At 70.8% G+C, this 17,788-nt stretch carries 12 protein-coding genes; 6 read left to right on the plus strand and 6 right to left on the minus strand.

What is annotated here, in order from left to right; all coding sequences use genetic code 11:
* The first annotated feature begins 45 nt into the window (after positions 1-45).
* The 3 genes from ABEA33_RS17750 (at position 46) to ABEA33_RS17760 (ending at position 4,701) form a co-directional block, all read left to right on the plus strand.
* Positions 46-2,649 carry a LuxR C-terminal-related transcriptional regulator gene (locus ABEA33_RS17750; RefSeq protein WP_345528243.1) on the plus strand — a complete coding sequence of 868 codons (2,604 nt, stop codon included), beginning with the start codon at positions 46-48 and terminating at the stop codon, positions 2,647-2,649.
* Between the two features lie 71 nt (positions 2,650-2,720).
* A complete protein-coding gene (locus ABEA33_RS17755) occupies positions 2,721-3,326 on the plus strand; it encodes an HdeD family acid-resistance protein (RefSeq protein ID WP_345528244.1) in 606 nt (201 codons plus the stop codon).
* Between the two features lie 13 nt (positions 3,327-3,339).
* A complete protein-coding gene (locus ABEA33_RS17760) occupies positions 3,340-4,701 on the plus strand; it encodes a hypothetical protein (protein WP_345528246.1) in 1,362 nt (453 codons plus the stop codon).
* Here ABEA33_RS17760 and ABEA33_RS17765 read toward each other — a convergent pair.
* Positions 4,619-5,548, minus strand: coding sequence for a YhjD/YihY/BrkB family envelope integrity protein (locus ABEA33_RS17765; protein WP_345528247.1), 930 nt, complete (start codon positions 5,546-5,548; stop codon positions 4,619-4,621). The two genes, ABEA33_RS17760 and ABEA33_RS17765, sit on opposite strands and share 83 nt — an antisense overlap.
* Positions 5,549-5,664: 116 nt before the next feature.
* Here ABEA33_RS17765 and ABEA33_RS17770 point away from each other — a divergent pair, with 116 nt between their 5' ends.
* Entirely contained in the window at positions 5,665-6,237 is a 573-nt protein-coding gene (locus ABEA33_RS17770) for a potassium channel family protein (protein ID WP_345528248.1), read from the plus strand.
* Here the strand turns inward: ABEA33_RS17770 and ABEA33_RS17775 are convergent.
* Positions 6,204-7,121 carry a formylglycine-generating enzyme family protein gene (locus ABEA33_RS17775; protein WP_345528249.1) on the minus strand — a complete coding sequence of 306 codons (918 nt, stop codon included), beginning with the start codon at positions 7,119-7,121 and terminating at the stop codon, positions 6,204-6,206. The two genes, ABEA33_RS17770 and ABEA33_RS17775, sit on opposite strands and share 34 nt — an antisense overlap.
* Positions 7,122-7,166: 45 nt before the next feature.
* Positions 7,167-9,494: an arylsulfatase gene (locus tag ABEA33_RS17780; protein ID WP_345528250.1), complete on the minus strand. Its 2,328-nt coding sequence runs from the start codon at positions 9,492-9,494 to the stop codon at positions 7,167-7,169.
* A 110-nt stretch (positions 9,495-9,604) separates the two neighbouring features.
* Between ABEA33_RS17780 and ABEA33_RS17785 the strand changes: the two genes are divergently transcribed.
* On the plus strand, positions 9,605-11,281 hold the full coding sequence (locus ABEA33_RS17785) for a SulP family inorganic anion transporter (protein ID WP_345528251.1): 1,677 nt from the start codon (positions 9,605-9,607) through the stop codon (positions 11,279-11,281).
* 3 nt (positions 11,282-11,284) lie between these two features.
* Here ABEA33_RS17785 and ABEA33_RS17790 read toward each other — a convergent pair whose 3' ends face one another.
* Complete coding sequence (locus tag ABEA33_RS17790; RefSeq protein ID WP_345528252.1) at positions 11,285-13,609, minus strand: arylsulfatase; 2,325 nt, start codon at positions 13,607-13,609, stop codon at positions 11,285-11,287.
* A gap of 373 nt (positions 13,610-13,982) precedes the next feature.
* Here ABEA33_RS17790 and ABEA33_RS17795 point away from each other — a divergent pair, with 373 nt between their 5' ends.
* Complete coding sequence (locus tag ABEA33_RS17795; RefSeq protein WP_345528253.1) at positions 13,983-14,360, plus strand: hypothetical protein; 378 nt, start codon at positions 13,983-13,985, stop codon at positions 14,358-14,360.
* Here the strand turns inward: ABEA33_RS17795 and ABEA33_RS17800 are convergent.
* On the minus strand, positions 14,357-16,552 hold the full coding sequence (locus ABEA33_RS17800; RefSeq protein WP_345528254.1) for a SpoIIE family protein phosphatase: 2,196 nt from the start codon (positions 16,550-16,552) through the stop codon (positions 14,357-14,359). The two genes, ABEA33_RS17795 and ABEA33_RS17800, sit on opposite strands and share 4 nt — an antisense overlap.
* Entirely contained in the window at positions 16,549-17,787 is a 1,239-nt protein-coding gene (locus ABEA33_RS17805; RefSeq protein WP_345528255.1) for a D-arabinono-1,4-lactone oxidase, read from the minus strand. Before ABEA33_RS17805 ends, ABEA33_RS17800 begins: the two co-directional genes overlap by 4 nt.
* Between the last annotated feature and the right edge of the window lies 1 nt (position 17,788).

Consider the following 17,788-nt stretch of genomic DNA (forward strand, 5'->3'; position numbering starts at 1 on the left):
CCGCGGTCCGGTCGCCTGCCGGCGCGCCGAGACGAAGCAGTCGAAATGACGAAACCGATGTCGAAGCGGGAGCACCGGGGCTCGACCGCGCGCATCGGCCAGCTGCCGGCGCTGCCACGGGCCTACGTGCCGCGCCAGCGGCTCTGGAGCCGGCTCGACGACGCGACCGAGACGGCCGTGACGCTGCTGGTCGGCCCGGGCGGTTCGGGCAAGACCCTCGGCATCGCCGGGTGGCTGCGCCGCTCCGGCCGCGCTGCCGACACGACCTGGGTCCCCGCCGACGCCACCTGGGACGCCGACCGGCTGCTCACCCAGCTGGCTCGCAGGACCGACGACCGGCCGGTGCTGGTAGTCGTCGACGACGCGCACCGGCTGCCCCTCCGGACGATCCAGGCGCTCGACGCGCTGCTCGACACCGCACCCGAGTCGTTCCGGGTGCTCCTGGCCTCGCGGTGGGACCTGCCGTTCACCCGGCTCGCGCCCGAGCTCCTCGGCGACCTCACCATGCTCCGGGGTGACCTGCTGCGACTCGACGAGCAGGAGTCGGGCGCCCTGGTCGCCGCGCACGCCCGCACCGACTCCGCGGACGTCGCCCGGGCGGTCGCCCGGCGTACCCAGGGCTGGTGCGCCGCCGTCGTCCTCACCGCCCGCGCCGTCGGCGCAGCGCCGGACCCCCTCGAGCTGGCCCGGCGGTACGCCGAGATCGGGCCGTCGGTGGCCGACCGGGTCGCCAGCGAGGTCTTCGCGACGCTGCGGCCCCGCGAGCGCCACCTGCTGCTGTGCGTCGCGAGCGAACCGTTCGTGACGCCGGCCCTCGCCGCGCATCTCTCCCACGACTCCGGTGCCGGGGCGGTCCTGGCCGATCTGGAGGCGACGGGTCTGCTCGTCACCCGGGAAGCCTCGCACGAGCACGACGGCGTCACCGTCGATGGCGAGCGCTACACGATCCACCCCCTGCTCGCGGAGGTCGTACGCCGGCGCATCTCGTCCGGCGGCGTCGATGTCATGCGCGCCGCCGCGACCGTGCAGCGCGCCGTCCGGCTCGATGTCGGCCGCGGTGCCTCTGAGGACGCCCTGCACCGGCTCGAGGCGATCGGGGAGTACGCCGTCGCGGCAGGCCTGCTCGCAGAGGAGGGCCCTAGTCTGCTCCTGCGCGGTCACGGCGCCCCGGTGCGTGAGTTCGCCGTCGCACACCCGTCGGCGATCGAGGCCAATCCCGGGTCGTGGTTCGCGGTCGCGCTGGAGCGCTGGTTCGGCGGCGATGTCACGGCCGCGGCGCAGTGGCTCGAGAGGATCCTGCACGAGCCGCAGCCCGACACGGAGCTCGCCGTGGTGCAGCACGCCTGTGCGCGGGTGATGCGGGCCCGACTCGGTCTCGAGCCGATCGGTCGCGCGGTGGCCCATGCCCAGCGGGTCGTCGCCGACCCCGAGCTGACCGCTGGTGCCGCCGCCCTCGTACCGATCCTGCTGTGCGAGCTGGCCGTCACCCAGAACTGGACCGGCGACCTGACCACCGCGGAGGAGAACCTCGCTGCCGCCGTCCGGCTCAGCCGCACCCACGACCTCCCGCTGCTGACCGCCGTCGTCCTGTCCCACCTGGCGTTCACCGAGTACATGCGCGGGCGCGAGAGCGCCGCCGCCGAGGTCGCCGAGGAGGCGATCGCGCTGGCCGCGGAGCGTGGGCTGGTCACGCCGTACTCCGTGGCCCGGGCCCAGCTCGCCCGGCAGCTCTGCGAGCTCAGCGGGGTCCCCCTGCGCCGTGGCGTCCAGGCACTCGAGGACGACACCCTCACCGGGCACGCGGCCGACCTGACGACGCGGTTCTGGATGCGGACCCGACGGTCGCGACTCGACCTCGCCCACGGTTCGGTGTCCGCCGCCGAGCTCGCCCTCGAGGTCCCCCTGGAGACACCACCGCTGCCCGCGCACCTGGCCGTCGTACTGCTGCTCGAACGCGCGTTCCTGGCCAGTCTGTCCGGCGACGGGGTGCTCCTCGGCCAGCTCCAGGAGCAGCTCACGGAGATCGGCGCGACCGCGGAGGCGGCCCTGGTCGCTGGCCTGCGTGCCGACCTCGCCGGCGACCGCCGGGCGGCCGCTCGCCACTTCGGCGAGGCCACCCGCGAGCCGGTGACCGCACAGCCGGCGATCCGAGGTCTCGCGCTTGTCGCCCAGGCGCAGCTGGCCGATGCGCTCGGCGATGGCGATCGGGCGCTGGACCTGCTTCACGGCGCGGTGCTCGAGACCAAGGTACGCCGCAACGCCGTGCCGTTCCTGGGCTGGAGCCGGCACGGCACCCCGGTCTCCGAGCTGGTCCAGCGCCTGGGCGACATCCACCCCGACCCGTGGCTGAACGAGATCGACACCCACATCTCGGGTCTGTCCGGCATCGCGACGTACTTCGGCCCGTCGACGCCGCGGCCCCGCGAGCGGGAGGACCGGGCACCGGGGTCGATCCGGCCAACGCTCAGCCCGCGCGAGCGCGACGTGCTCCACGAGCTGGCGCGGGGTTCGACGTACGCCGACATAGCGGCCAACCTGTTCGTCTCCGAGAACACGGTGAAGACACACGTCTCGAGCCTCTACGCGAAGCTGGCAGTCAACCGCCGCAGCGCGGCCCTCGCGGCGGCGCGGTCGATGCAGCTCCTGTAGGCGCGGTCCCCGCCAGGAACACCCGAATCGGGTGACGGCAGCACCGGCCTGAGCGCGGGAAGGTGGCAACCATGAACGAAGCCACCGACTCGACGGCGACCGCGAGGTCACGTCATGCCTCGTCCACCACGATCGGCCTGATCAGCCTGGTCGACCACTGGGGACTGGTCCTGGCCTACGGCATCGTCACCCTGGGGCTCGGCATCGCGCTGGCCGTGTGGCCCGACGCGTCCGTCACGGTCTTCACGGTGCTGCTCGCGATCCAGTTGATCATCGCCGGCATCTTCCGGATCAGTGCGGCGCTCTCCGTCAGCCGCGACGACGGCGGCGTGCGAGCCCTGGTCGGGTTGAGTGGCGGCCTGGCGCTGATCGTCGGGCTCCTCATCCTGCGCGACCCGCTCCAGAGCGTGCTGGTGCTCGGGATGATCCTCGGTGTCTTCTGGGTGATCGCCGGCGTCATCGACATCATCGGCGCCTTCATCTCGCCGCCCGCCTCGGGCCGCGGCTGGGAGATCTTCACCGGTGTCGTCACTCTGCTGGCCGGCGGGTTCCTCCTCGTCTACACCGACCTGTCGCTGCGGTTCCTGGTCGTCTTCGTCGGGATCTGGCTGGCCGTTGCCGGCGTCCTCGCGATCGTCGCTGCGTTCAGGCTGCGCTCGCTACGTACTGATTCGTGAGAAGAGGCCGTCCATGAGCGAGACACCGGACGAGAAGCAGCAGGACGTCGCCGAGCTCCAGCAGGAGGTCGCGCGGCTCAAGCAGCAGCTCGGCGACGGAGGCACCGTCGCGCTGCCGCAGGAACGGCGTCGTCAGGGCTGGTGGCGGCCGGTGGTCGCGACCATCCTGATCATCCTCGTGGTCATCCTGGCCCCCCTCTCCGTCGTGGCCCGGTGGGCGCACGACACGGTCTCCGACACGGACCGCTACCTCGAGACCGTCGGTCCGCTCGCGAGCGATCCGGCCGTGCAGCAAGCGGTCATCGACCGGATCACGACCGAGATCGTGACCCGGCTCCAGGTGGACGAGGTCACCGACCAGGCGATCGACGCGCTCACCGCCCGCGGCCTGCCACCGTTGGCATCGTCGAGCCTCCAGGCACTCTCGAACCCGCTCTCCGACGCCATCGAGGGCTTCGTCGAGAAGCAGGTCACGTCGTTTGTGAAGTCCGACGAGTTCGAGACGGCGTGGATCGAGGCCAACCGTCAGGCGCAGACCCAGCTGGTGGCCGTGCTGACCGGCAAGGACACCGACGTGGTCGAGATCAGCAACAACGCGGTCAGCGTCAACCTCGCCACCATCATCGACACGGTCAAGCAGCGGCTGGTCGCCAGGGGGTTCACGCTCGCGGAGCGGCTGCCCCCGGTCAACGCCCAGTTCACGATCTTCCAGTCCGACGACATCACCAAGGCCCAGAACGCGTTCCGCCTGCTGAGCGCCCTCAACACCTGGCTGCCGATCCTGGCGTTGCTGTGCCTCATCGGTGCAGTCGCGGTCGGCAGGAACCGTCGTCGCACGTTGGTCGCCGGGTCGCTCGCCGTCGTGCTGTCGATGCTGCTGCTCGGCATCGCCCTCAACGCCTTCCGCGTCGTCTACCTCGACGCGATCCCGACCGACCAGCTGCCGGTCGAGGCGGCCGGCGCGATCTACGACACCCTGGTCGGCTTCATCCGGCTCAACATCCGCGCGGTGGCGGTGCTGTTCCTCGCCATCGCCTTCATCGCCTGGGTCACCGGGCCGGTGGGGGCGCCCGTCGCGCTGCGCCGGGGCACGACCCGCGCGATCGGGGCGGTCCGCTCCAGCGGCGACCGCGCGGGCCTGAACACGGGTCGCTTCGGGGAGGCACTCGGCCTCTACAAGACGCCCATCCGGGTCGGGGTGCTCGGGCTCGCACTGGTCGTCTACGTGCTGCGGGACCACCCGACGGGAGGCTTCGCCCTCGGGATCCTCATCGTCGTCGCAGTGGTGCTGCTCATCGTGGAGCTGCTGGCTCGGCCGCCGGCCGCCGCCGTAGCCGAGCCCAGCTCGCCGCCAGGAGCCCCAGGACCGAGCTGACAGCCCGCAGCACGGTCGGGTCCTCCGAGACGATCCGGCCGACGAGGGCGGCGCCGACCATGATCCCGGCGAAGCCGATCAGCCAGGTCGAGATCGCCAGGATGATGCCGAGCGTGCCGAACTGGTCGGCGTTGGCCTCGACGTACGGCGGCATCAGGATCGTCGACCCGCGTGTGTAGATCACCCCGAGCACGCCGGTCAGGGCGGCGCCGAGGGCGAGCCGCCGCCAGCCGACCCGCCCGAAGAGCAGCAACCAGGACGTCGCCCACCAGATCAGGCTGAGGAGCAGCATCTGAAGCATCAGTCGCGCCGTACCCGCCGCCAAGCTGTCGGGCCCGAGCAGCAGCGCCCGCAACCCGCCGGCCAGCTGCAGCGTGACCAGCCAGCCGATCAGCCAGCCGAGGCAGCGACGGAGCCCCACCACGCCGCCGATGTGCGGCACCTCCCACACCCTCTCGTACATGCGCTGGATGGCCCGCGCGAAGCTGGACGCCGAGAAGAGCGTGATCAGCAGGCCAGCGGTCCCGGTCTGGGCGCGCACCTGGTCGGTGGTGACCTCGCCCTCGATGAGGGTCGTGCCCTCCTTGCCGACTCCCGCCGCCGCCGTGAACGCGTGGACCGCGTCGCCGATCAGGTGCGGGAAGAACGAGGCCAGCACCACCAGCATCGGGACCAGGGCCAGCAGCCCCTGCGCGGCGATCAGCATGCACCGGTCGATGAACTCGATCCGCACGAAGTCGCGGACCAACCGGCCCAGGATCGGCACCTGGTCGACCAGGTCCTGCGCCTGCTGCTTGCGCGTCCGGTACGTCGCGGTGAGGCGCTCGCGCATTCCGGCGACGTCCAACGCCTCTGACCTCCCGTGCTGTCGCCGACGGATCCGGCAGGATGAGCACAAGCGTGGGCGCAGCGGCCACGCGGTCGATCACCCATAGCGGGTGAAACGGAGCCGGAGGTGCCCGGGTGACAGGGTGGAAGCGCTGGGCCCGGCTGGCCGTCGTACTCACACTCGTGCTGGTGCTCTACTTCACGGTCCCGGTGTCCTTCGAGGTCAGCTCCGGCGACGTTGTGCAGCTGGTGGTGAGCCTGGCGGCGCTCTCCCTGCTTGCCGTCCTGGTGCTGGTGGAGGTGCGACACCAGCTCCTGGAGGACGACCGGCGCATCGACGGTCTGGTCATCGCGCTGATGATCGCCGTGCTGGGCTTCGCGCTCGGGTTCTACGTCCTCGCCCAGCGCAACCCCGAGCAGATCGTCGACCTGCACACCCGGATCGACGCGCTCTACTTCACGATGGCGACGCTGCTGACGATCGGGTACGGCGACGTGCACGCCGCGGGGCAGGCGGCACGGACGCTGGTGCTGATCCAGATGGTCTTCAACGTCGTGATCGTGGCGACCGCGGCCTCGACGATCACGACTCGCATTCGGACCCAGGCGGAGAAGCGGGCCGAGGCGCGCCGAGCCGCCGAGGCCGACGGGTCGCTACCGCCGCCGCGCCGACGTCACGGACGCCGTACGCACCGGAACCCGACGTGAGACGTCGTGTCGTTGACACCGTGGCCCTGCCGGGCGGCGGGGCGGTAGCGCTGGCAGTAGTGCGGCGAGCACAGGTGTGACCCGCCCTTCGTGACGAACCGGTCGGTCTCTACCAGGCGCACGCTGCCGCCGCAGCAGGGGCTCGCCGTGGCTGCGGCCGGCACAGACTCGCCCTCGCGGTGGTGGGAGTCGGTCCATCGGCTCGCGGTCCACTCCCACACATTGCCGATCATGTCGTGCAGGCCGTGGCCGTTGGCGGGATAGCTGCCGACCGGCGCCGTGCGGTGGTGCCCGTGCGGGTCCTCGCTGCGCCACGGGAACGGGCCCTGCCAGGTGTCGGCGAGCACCTCGCCTCCAGGCGACAGCTCGTCGGCGTACGCCGCGTCCCAGCCGTAGTCGCGGCCCTTCAGCCCGCCACGGGCGGCGTGCTCCCACTCGGCCTCGGTCGCGAGGTCCTTGCCGGCCCAGCGGGCGTACGCCGTGGCGTCCTCCCAGCCGACGTGCACGACGGGGTGGTCGGGGATCTCCTCCCAGGAGCTGCCCGGTCCCTGCGGGGAGCGCCACTGGGCGCCCGGCTGCCAGCGCCACCACTGGGTCCAGTCGCCGAGGTGCACCGGGCCAGGCGTCTGGGTGAAGACCTGCGAGCCAGGCACCAGCAACGCCGGGTCGGCGCCGGGGAAGTCGGCGGGGTCGGGCGCGATCTCCGACACCGTGACGTGACCGGTCTCCTCGACGAACCGCGCGAACTCCGCGTTGGTCACCGGCGTCGGGTCGAACCACACGTCGCCCACGGTGACGTCTCGCAGCGGCCGCTCCTCCGGGTAGAAGTGGTCGTTGCCGATCGTCGTGGTCCCTCCCGGGACCAGGACCATGCCCTCCGTCATGCGTCCTTTCTACAGGGGCCGACGTGGTGGTTTCGCCGTCTCTGGTCAGTCGCGGGACATCGCCGCGTGGAAGTCCCGCTCCAGGTCCAGGTATAGGTCGTCGCCGATGTTGATGTCGATGACCTTGATCCGGCCCCCCGTGAAGGCGTACGGCGAGCTGTACTCCTGCGAGACCGGGTCGGAGCTGTCGCGGCCGACGGTCAGGCCCTCGCCGCAGAGCGCGAAGTGACCGGGCTGGGTCTTCCAACCGCTCTTCGCGACGGCCAGGTCGTCGACGTAGAGCGTGGCGGTGCCGATGGCCTCACCGTGCTCGCCGTGACTCTCCTTCGCGAACTCCATCCCGAGCACGTGAGCACCGACGCCGACGTCGTCCGGCGACACCAGCTGCTGCTCGGGCGGGATGCCCAGGAAGTTGCTGACGTACCAGAGCTTGCGGTCCTTGAGGAAGAGGGTGTGGCCGCCGAACCGAGCGCCGTTGGCGATCAGGACCCCTTGCGCGTCGGCGTCCTCGATCTCGACCTGGGCCAGGATCTTGAACGACCGCCCCCGGATCTCGGCGGCTGCGAACTCGGGCACCGGCGAGGTGTTCGGGTAGTAGCGGTAGACCCCGCCCTCCGGAATGTCGGCAACGGGCATGTCGCGGACCAGGTCCGCGATCGATCGGTTGTCGAGCGGCAGCACGTCGTACTTGCCGGCCTCGACGTACCAGAGGTTGACCAGCTCCTTGACCTTGTCGGGGTACTGATCGGCGAGGTCGTGCAGCTCGGAGCGGTCCTCGTCGGAGTGGTAGAGCTCCCAGGTGTCGTTGAGCAGGTCCGCGGCGGTGCCGCCCTGCTGGGGCGCCCGCTGCGTGACGACGTGCCAGCCCTGGCTCCACAGCGCGCGGGTGCCCATCATCTCGTAGTACTGGACGACCTTCTCGGTGGGGCCATCCGCCTCGAAGGTGTACTTCATGGACACCCCGGGGAGCTCGGACTGCGCGTAGCCCAGCACCTGCTCGGGCATCTCCAGCCCGATGCACTCGAGGATGGTCGGGACGATGTCGACGGCGTGGTGGTACTGGTTGCGCACCTCGCCGCGGGCAGCGATGCCCTTCGGCCACGAGATCACCAGCGGGTCGGCGACGCCGCCCTGGTAGGTGTAGCGCTTGAACATCTTGAACGGCGTCGAGAACGCCGTTGCCCACCCGGTCGGGTAGTGGTTGTACGTCGCCGGCGACCCGAGCTGGTCGAGCATCGACATGTTCTGCTCGAGGTCCTCGGGGTAGGCGTTGAAGAACTTGTTCTCGTTCACCGTGCCGTCCGGGCTGCCCTCGCCCGACGCACCGTTGTCGGCGGCGTACATGACGATCGTGTTCTCGAGCTGGCCGGTCTCCTCCAGGTAGTCGATGATCCGACCGACCTGGGCGTCGGTGTACTCCGAGAACCCGGCGTACACCTCGGCGAACCGGGCGAAGAGCTTCCTCTCCTCGTCGGAGAGGGTCTCCCACGGGCGGACGTGGTCCATCGGCTGCGCCGCCTCACCCGGTAGCGGGTTGATGTCGGTCAGGCCGGTGCCCTCCGGGAGGATGCCGCGCTCGATCATCCGCGGCAGCACCCACTCGCGATAGGCCTCGTAGCCGTCGTCGAACTGCCCGGCGTACCTGGCGATGTACTCCTCGGGCGCGTGGTGCGGGGCGTGGTTGGCGCCGGGGCAGAACCACAGGTACCACGGCTTCTTCGGTGCGGACGTCTTGCTGTCCGCGATGTAGGAGATCGCCTTGTCGGCCAGGTCCTTCGAGAGGTGGTAGCCCTCCTCCGGGAGGTAGGGCTGGTCGACGTAGTGGTTGTCCTCCGCCAGGGTCGGGTACCAGTTGTTGGTCTCGCCGCCGATGAAGCCGTAGTAGCGGTCGAAGCCGCGGGCCAGCGGCCAGTTGCGTCGGGTGGCGCCGACGGCCCACTCGTCCAGCGGGACGTTGTGGTTCTTGCCGACCCAGTAGGTGTTGTAGCCGTTCTCGCGGAGCACCTCGCCGATGGTGGCGTTCTCCATCGGGATGTGGCCGGTGTGGCCCGGGAAGCCCTGGGCTCCCTCGGCGATCTGGGCGAAGCCGTTCTGGTGGTGGTTGCGGCCAGTGAGCAGGCAGGACCGCGTCGGTGAGCACAGTGCGGTCGTGTGCCACTGGGTGTAGGTGAGGCCGTTGTCGGCGAGCCGCTGCATCGTCGGCATGTTGATCCGCCCGCCGTACGGCGACCAGGCGGCGAGGCCGGTGTCGTCGTACAGCACCAGCAGCACGTTGGGCGCACCTTCCGGAGCCGGGGGCTCCCGGAACGGCGTCCAATCGGCCACCGAGTCCCGCACATCGAGGTTGACGACACCCTTGAACTTCTTGGCCACGGAGACCCTCCCGGATAGATGGCTGGACCTCCACGCTCCCGCTGCCGGGCATCCGCCGGATCACCCTCAACGGGTGAGGTTGGTGGGGGTCCGACACGATTGGGTGAGGCGTGCCCACCGGACTTCTGCCCACCCTGTCCGGCTACCAGCGAAGCTGGATCCGGTACGACGTGGTCGCCGGTCTCGCCGCTGGGACGGTGGTCATTCCCCAGGCGATGGCGTACGCGACCATCGCCGGGCTCCCCGTCGAGGTCGGCCTCTACACCTGCATGCTGCCGATGATCGCCTACGCGCTGCTGGGCGGATCGCGGTCGCTGAGCATCTCGACCACCTCGACGATCGCGATCCTGATCGCCTCGACGTTGGCCGCCCTGCCCGACGACAGGCCCGGCGACGAGCTGCTCCGGGCCGCCTTCACGCTCACGGTCCTGGTGGGCTTGGCCCTGTTGCTGATGCGACTCTTCCGGCTGGGGTCGCTGGTCGAGCAGATCAGCCCCGCGACGATGACCGGCGTGAAGGCCGGGGTCGGCCTGACCGTGGCGGCATCTCAGCTGCCCACGCTCCTCGGTGTCACCGGCGACGCCGAGGACGAGGGGTTCTTCGGCAAGCTGGCCGACACCGTCTCCAAGCTCGGCGACCTCAGTACGGCGACCGTCGTCGTGTCGGCCGCCGCGATCGCCGTCCTCTACGGGCTGCGCCGGTTCGCACCGCAGTTGCCGGGACCGCTCGTGGTGGCCGCCGGCGGCATCCTGCTGGTCGCCCTCACCGACATCGAGCAGCACGGTCTCGCGTTGATCCCCGAGGTGCCGTCCGGGCTGCCGACGCCGACCATGCCGCTCTGGGGCGAGGTCGGCGCGCTGATGCCCGGTGCCGTGGCGATCGCGATCATGGCGTTCATGGAGACCGTGCTGGTCGCTCGCGCCCAGCGCCAGCGGTCCGAGCCGCCGATCAGCAGCGACCAGGAGCTGCTCGCCAACGGCGTGGCCGCCCTTGTCGGCGGGTTCAGCCAGTGCCTCCCGCCCGCCGGCGGCTTCTCGCAGAGTGCGGTCAACCTGCGAGCGGGAGCGCGGTCCCAGCTCGCCGGGATCGTGACGGCCGTGCTCGCGGTGCTCGTCGCGCTCTTCCTCGGCCCGGTCCTCGACGACCTCCCCGAAGCGATCCTGGCGTCGATGGTGATGGTGGCGGTGTTGGGGCTCGTCTCGCCGGGCGACTTCGCCCGGTTGCGGCGCATCGACCGGACGGAGTTCCGCGTCGCCGCCGCGACGGCCGTCATCGGCCTGACCGCCGGCCTCCTGCTCGCCGTCTTCGTCGGCGTCTTCCTCACCCTGGTCCTGGTGCTGCGCGCGGTCAGCCGGAGTCGGGTCAGGCCGCTGCTCCCCCGCGCGGGCGGCGGCTGGACGATCAACCCGGACGGCGCCGACGCGGAGGCCGCCACGACGTACGACGACCTGGTGCTGCTCCACCTCGCCGGCGCGCTCTACACCGGCAACGCCCGGCCCACCCAGGACGCCGTCCTCGAGACCGCCCTCGCCCGAGAGCCTCGGCCGGTGGCCGTGGTCCTCGCGGTGGCCGCGGTCGACCAGCTCACCGTGCCGTTCCTCGACGTGCTCGAGGCGCTGCACACCGACCTCGCCGAGGACGGCATCGTCCTGGTCGTCGCCGGACTGCAGGAGAGCGCGCGTGAGGCGGCGGGGCGCTCGGCCGGCTTCGCCGGGCTCGACGCCGCCGGGTGCGTGCAGCCGACGGTCGACGCGGCCATCGAGCGCGGCCGCCGCCCCGGTGGTTGAGGGCTACTCCCGCGAGAGCATCGCGGCGGCCTCGAGCTCGAGATCGAGGTAGGACTCCCCGCTGACGTCGACGGTCACCGCCAGGATCTTGCCTCCGGTGAAGGGGAACGGGTTGGTGTACTGCCGGCTGACCGTGTCGGCGCTGTCGAAGCCCACGCAGAGGCCGTCGCCGCAGAGCGTGAACTTGCCGATCTGCGCCTTCATCGGGCCCTCGACCACGACTTGGTCATCGACGTACAGCTTGGCGGTGCCCATCGACTCGCCGTACTGCCCGGCGCCCTCGCGCACGAACTCGACACCGAGAGCGTGTGGCCCGGGCGTGAGGGGCTCCGAGGTGAAGGTCTGCTCAGGCGGGATGCCGAGGAAGTTGTAGACGTAGTTGAGCCGACCCTCCTTGACGAAGAGCGCGTGGCCGCCGAAGCGGGACCCGTGCGCGAACATCACGCCCTGGGCGTCCTCGTCGAGGATGACGTCGGCGATGATCTTGTACGAGCGGCTCCGCACGTTCACCGCGACGCTCTCCGGCACCGCGACGGCGCCCGGGTAGTAGACGTAGCGGTCACGCACCGGCTCGACCTGCGGACGCTGGATGTTGACCAGCTCCACGGGCGTGCGGTCGTCCAGCGGCAGCACGAAGTTGGCCTCCGCCTCCGCGAACCAGGCGTCGATCAGCTCCTGCAGCTTCTCCGGCATCTCGGCGGCCAGGTCCTTGGACTCCGAGCGGTCCTCGGCCACGTGGTAGAGCTCCCACGCATCCTGCTCGAAGTTGCCCTTGCCGCTGATCGGAGCGTGGATGGCGGAGGCCTTCCAGCCGTCCTTCCAGATCCCCCGGGTGCCGAGCATCGCGTAGTACTGCACAGTCTTCTCGGTCGGGCCGTCGGGCGCGGCGTCGAAGGAGTAGCGCATCGAGACGCCGTTGAGCGGGTGCTGCTGCACCCCGCGGTAGGTCTCCGGCATCTCGAGGCCGATCACGTCGAGCATGGTCGCGACGATGTCGGTCGAGTGGTGGTACTGGTGCCGGATCTCGCCCTTCGCCTCGAATCCCCTCGGCCAATGGATGACCATCGGGTCGCTGGTGCCGCCGGCGAACTGCGAGTAGCGCTTGAACATCTGGAACGGCGCGGAGAACGCCGCCGCCCACCCGGTCGGGTAGTGGTTGTAGGTGTCCGGGCTGCCCAGCTCGTCGAGCATGGCGAGGTTCTCGGCGAGGTCGTCGGGGTAGCCGTTGAAGAACTTGTTCTCGTTGACCGAGCCGTTGGGGCTGCCCTCTCCGGACGCGCCGTTGTCGGCGCAGTAGAAGATCAGCGTGTTGTCGAGCTGTCCGGTCTCCTCGAGGTAGTCGACGATCCGGCCGACCTGGGCGTCCGTGTATTCACTGAAGCCGGCGTACACCTCGGCGAAGCGGGCGAAGAGTCGCTTCTCGTCGTCGTTCAGCTCGTCCCACGGGCGCACGAAGTCGGCCTCGTTGGCGACGTCCTCCGGCAGCGGGTTGAGCGGGGTGAGCTCGGTGCCCTCGGGCATGATGCCCCGCTCGATCATCCGGGCCAGGACCCACTCGCGGTAGGCCTCGTAGCCGTCGTCGAACGCTCCGGCATACTTCGCGATGTACTCCTCCGGCGCGTGATGCGGGGCGTGGTTGGCACCCGGGCAGAACCAGAGGTACCAGGGCTTCGACGGGTTGGACGCCTGCTGGTTGCGCAGCATGCCGAGCGCCTGGTCGGCCAGGTCCTTGGAGAGGTGGTAGCCCTCCTCCGGGGAGTAGGGCTGCTCGATGAAGCGGTTGTCCTCGACCAGATCGGGATACCAGTTGTTGGTCTCGCCGCCGAGGAAGCCGTAGAAGCGGTCGAAGCCGAGCTGGAGCGGCCACATCGAGCGGTTGCCGCCCGGGGCGTTGTCCTCCTCCGGGACGTTGTGATCCTTGCCGACCCAGAAGGTGCTGTAGCCGTTGTCCTGCAGCAGGTGGCTGATCGTCGCGCACTCGTCGGGGATCCGGCCGGCGGCGCCCGGGAAGCCGTCCGTCGCCTCCATGATCGTGGCGCACCGGTTGACGTGGTGGTTGCGACCGGTGAGGAACGTCGAGCGCGTGGGCGAGCACAGGGCCGTCGTGTGCCACTGGGTGTAGGTCAGTCCACCCTGGGCGAGCCGGTCCATCGTCGGCATGCTGATCCGCCCGCCGTACGGCGACCACGCCGCCAGCCCGGTGTCGTCGTACAGCACGACGAGGACGTTCGGAGCGCCCTCCCGCGCGGTCTTCAGCGCGTACGGCGCCCAGTCCGGAGTCGAGTCCCGCACGTCGAGCTCGATCTCACCGTTGAAGTCCTCGTTCACGTGTCCTCCTGCAGCGTCGTCCCGAACCGTCCTTGCATCGTGCAACGACCCCCACCCCGCGACCTCCCCCACGACGGGTGAGGTTCCTGCTCCCCGGCGGTTGAGGTCGGTGGTTGAGGTCGGTGGTTGAGGTCGGTGGTTGAGGGAGGCGCGCTCGCTCCTGTCTCGAAACCCCGGAAAGCCGAGGTACGACGATGAGTGCGACCTGCGGGTCCGCTGAAGTCGCCGCTGGCGGCCTCACCACAGGGTTGCTGGTTCTCGGTTGTACGAACGTTCGTACAAGACGCGGATCTACGCCGGCAGCGTGCTCAGGACGAGCTCGTGGGTCCATTCGGTCGAAAGGACTCGGTTCAGTTCTGGGTCGTCGCTGGCGATGATCGAGGCCTACCTCGCGAACGGCCACGACGTAGTACTGCCACAGATGTTGGTCAACCCGCGCGAGCTTGCCCGGTTCGAGTCGGCCGCGACGGGCGTGGGGGCCGACTTCGTCGAGCGCTTCCTCATGGACACGGCCGCGGCGGCGGCCGCACGGTTCCACCGCCGTGGAGCATCCGAGGACCACCCGTGGCATGACCCGTGGCACAACCAGGTCCGATCCATCGTCGCGGCGAACGGCGGTGACGCCGAGCTCGCGCGATGCCACGCGGCGCTCGAGCGCCTACTGGCGGAGCGCCCGGACGCCGTCGTCATCGTGGGCGTCGACGGCGCGGTGGACGAGACCTACCGGTCGCTCGTCGCCTCGCTGCGCTAGGCCATCCTGAGCGCAAGCACCGTCGTGTCGTCGCCGCCACCGTCGTCGTGGAAGTCGATCAGCCGGTCGACCCAGGCCTGCAGGTCGGAGTCGGCGTAGGTGTCGGCCGCGAGGGAGCGGAGCCGCTCGGTGCGCTCGTTCATGTCAGTGCCCCGTCGCTCGACCAGCCCGTCGGTGTAGAGCAGGAGCGCGGCGCCGGGTGGCAGGTCGAGCGCGAGCGTCTCGGCCGAGCCGGTGCCGACGCCGAGCAGCGGGCGGATCGGGAGATCGACGTCCTCTGCGGAGCCACGGGTGATCAGCATCGGGGGTGGGTGGCCGGCGCTGGTGAGCTCGACGCGGCCGCTGTGCGGGTCGAGCACGGCGAGCACGGCGGTCGCGACCCGCTGGTCCAGCAGCCCGGCCATCAACTGGTCCAGCAGGTCCAGGCAGGTCGCCGCGCTGTGACCTTCGAAGAGGTACGCGCGAAGCGCAGTCCGCACCTGGGTCATCGCGGATGCCGCGGACACACCGTGCCCGGCCACATCGCCGACCACGAAGACGATCCGGCCGTCGGGGAGCGGGAAGGCGTCCCACCAGTCGCCGCCGAGCTGGAAGGTCGACGCGGGTTGGTAACGCGCGGCGAGCTCGATGCCGTCGAAGTGGGGCGGCTGGTCGGAGACCACGCTGCGCTGCACGGACTCGGCCATCGCGATCTGGTCGCGGGATCGGCTCAGCAGCAGGCCGATCAGGTGCTTGCCGAGGGCGTCGGCGACCTCGAGCTTCCAGGGCGCCCACGGCGTGCTGCGACCGCGGACCACCTGCCGCCACTTGTCGAAGGACCGCCGCGGGCTCAGCCGGACGTGCGGGCCCTCCGCCGCCGCGAGCTCCTTGTTGGTCGGGTCGCCGCCCCAGTCGACGACGCGCTCCTGCTCCGGGCGGAACCAGAGCAGCCAGCGGTCCGACGCCGAGCCGACACGCAGTACGCCGGCGATGCTGGAGACGTCGCCGAGCTCGGGCACCAGCTCCGCGATCCGGTCGGTCGCCGTCGCGTAGTTGCTGCCGTCCTCGAGGGCCGACGAGATCGCCCGGAGCTGGTCGGGGTCGAGGTCGACGTCGCCGCGCACGGTCAGCTCGCCGTTGTACGACAGCACTGCGCCGGTGGCATGCACGAGCGACAGCAGCTCGGGATCGTCCATCACGGTGACCAGGGGCGACTCGGGACGGGACGAGGTGCGCGCGACCATCCGGCCGAGCACGGTCTGCGCGGCGAGGGTGCGCTCCCGGCTGTCGGCACGCTCCCGGTCGCCGGCGAGCTGGGAGGCGACCTGGCCGAGGAACTCGGCGGCCGAGCGAGCATCGTGGCTGGGCCGGTGCGGGCCGGAGTAGTGGTGGCAGGCGACCAGGCCCCAGAGCTGTCCGTCGACGACGAGCGAGATCGACATCGAGGCCGTGACCCCCATGTGGGAGAGGTACTCGATGTGGATCGGCGAGACGCTGCGCAGGGTCGCGTGCGAGAGGTCCAGGGGAGCGGCCGTCCCGGGATCGAGCACCGGATGGAGCGGCACGGGGACGTACTCGATGTCGGCGATCAGGCGGGTCCAGTTGACCGTGTACAGGCGTCGCGCCTGGGCCGGGATGTCCGTCGCCGGGTAGTGCAGGCCCAGGAAGGAGTTGAGATCCTCGCGCCGCTCCTCGGCGATCACCTCGCCGTTCCACTCCTCGTCGAAGCGGTAGACCATCACCCGGTCGAAGCCGAGCAGCGCCCGGACCTCGGCGGCAAGCTGCGCCGCCAGGTCCCCCACCGAGGGCGCCTGCGCCAGCCGCGCCATCGCTCCCCGGGTGGACCGGTAGGTCAACCGCGTCTGCCCGGTCGTGCTGACCGGCTCGATCTCCACGATCAGGCGGTCGCCGGAGCGATGCTGACGGATCTCCACCTCGACCTTGCCCAGCACCGCGGTCTCGGCGCCGCCGGCCACCGCCGTCGCCAGGTCCGGCCCCACCAGCTCGCCGAGCGTCCGGCCGATGGCGTCCTCTGCCGCGACGCCGAGCATGCCGTCGACGTTGGCGGAGACCATCACCGCCTGCGAGTGCTCGTCGAGCGCCAGCAGTACGCCGTGCGGCTGGATCGCGCCCGGGATGTGGATGGGCTCGCGGTCACAGGTCGTCAGGTCGACCTCGCCGTACGCCGGCGTGTGTGAGGACGTCGGGTTCATGCAAGCTCCAGACACCGCGCCAGGAAGGCGTTGCGGAACTTGCCGGACGGGTCGACCCGGCTCGCGAGCTCACGGAAGTCGTCGAAGCGCGGATACAGCGGCCGGAGGGCGTCCGATCCCGCGGCGAAGCACTTGCCCCAGTGCGGCCGGCCGCCCAGCGGGAGCAGCGCCTCCTCGATCGCGGGCAGCACGGCGTACACGCCGGAGACGTCGCGCAGCCAGGTGAAGTGGAAGCCCACGACGTCGCGCTCGTAGGCACCGCTCAGCCACAGCCGGTCGGCCGCGACCGTGCGGACCTCGGACACCTGCAGCAGCGCGGCGTACGACGGCGCCAGCGCGCGCAGCCGCTCGATGGCCACGATCGCCTCGGTGCGCGGGACGAGGTACTCGCTCTGCAGCTCCTCGCCGCGGCTGGGCGTGAACTCCAGGCGGAAGTGCGGGAGACGGCGGTGCCACGATCCCAACACCCCGCCCTGCCGGGTGACCGCCTCGACGTCGGCGCCGGCCAGCATGTGCAGCGCCCCGACGACCGGGCCGGCGCCGAGAACGTCGGCGGGCGGGACGGTGCCGCGGCTCTTCAGCCAGACCTGCTGGATGGTGCCGCTGAGCCAGTCGGTGAACAGGCTGACGCTGTAGGCGCTCGCGGTGAGCTCGTCGAGGCGCTCGGCCGCCACGTCCCAGGAGAGGTCCGTGTACAGGTCCTGGCGCACGTCGTACGTCGGCTCGATGTCCAGCGTCACGTGGGTGGTGACGCCGAGTGCGCCGAGCGAGACGACGTACGCGTCGAAGTCGGCGTCGCCGCGGACGATGCTGTGCACCTCACCGTCGGCGCCGACGACCTCGAGGCCCGCGACCGCGGCGGCGAGCGAGCCCGTGCCGTCGCCGGAGCCGTGCGTACCCGTCGCGATCGCGCCCGCGACCGAGATGTGCGGGAGCGAGGCCATCGTGGCGAGCGCCCACCCGCTGGTGGCGAGCTGCTCGGCCAGCACGCCGTAGCTGACCCCGCCCGCGACCCGCACCAGTCGCCGGTCGGCGTCGATCTCGATGGTGCGGGGCAGATCCTGGGTCGAGACCAGGTCACCGATCGTGTCGGCCAGGTCGGTGAAGGCATGGCGGGTGCCAAGGGGCCGGACCCGGTCCAGGCGCGCGACCAGCGCGCGCAACTCGTCGACGCTCGCCGGAGCGTGGACCCGCTCCGCGACGTAGGTGTGGTTGCCCGCCCAGTTCTGCAGCACG

The organism is Nocardioides endophyticus, from assembly GCF_039543845.1.
Taxonomy (GTDB): domain Bacteria; phylum Actinomycetota; class Actinomycetes; order Propionibacteriales; family Nocardioidaceae; genus Nocardioides; species Nocardioides endophyticus.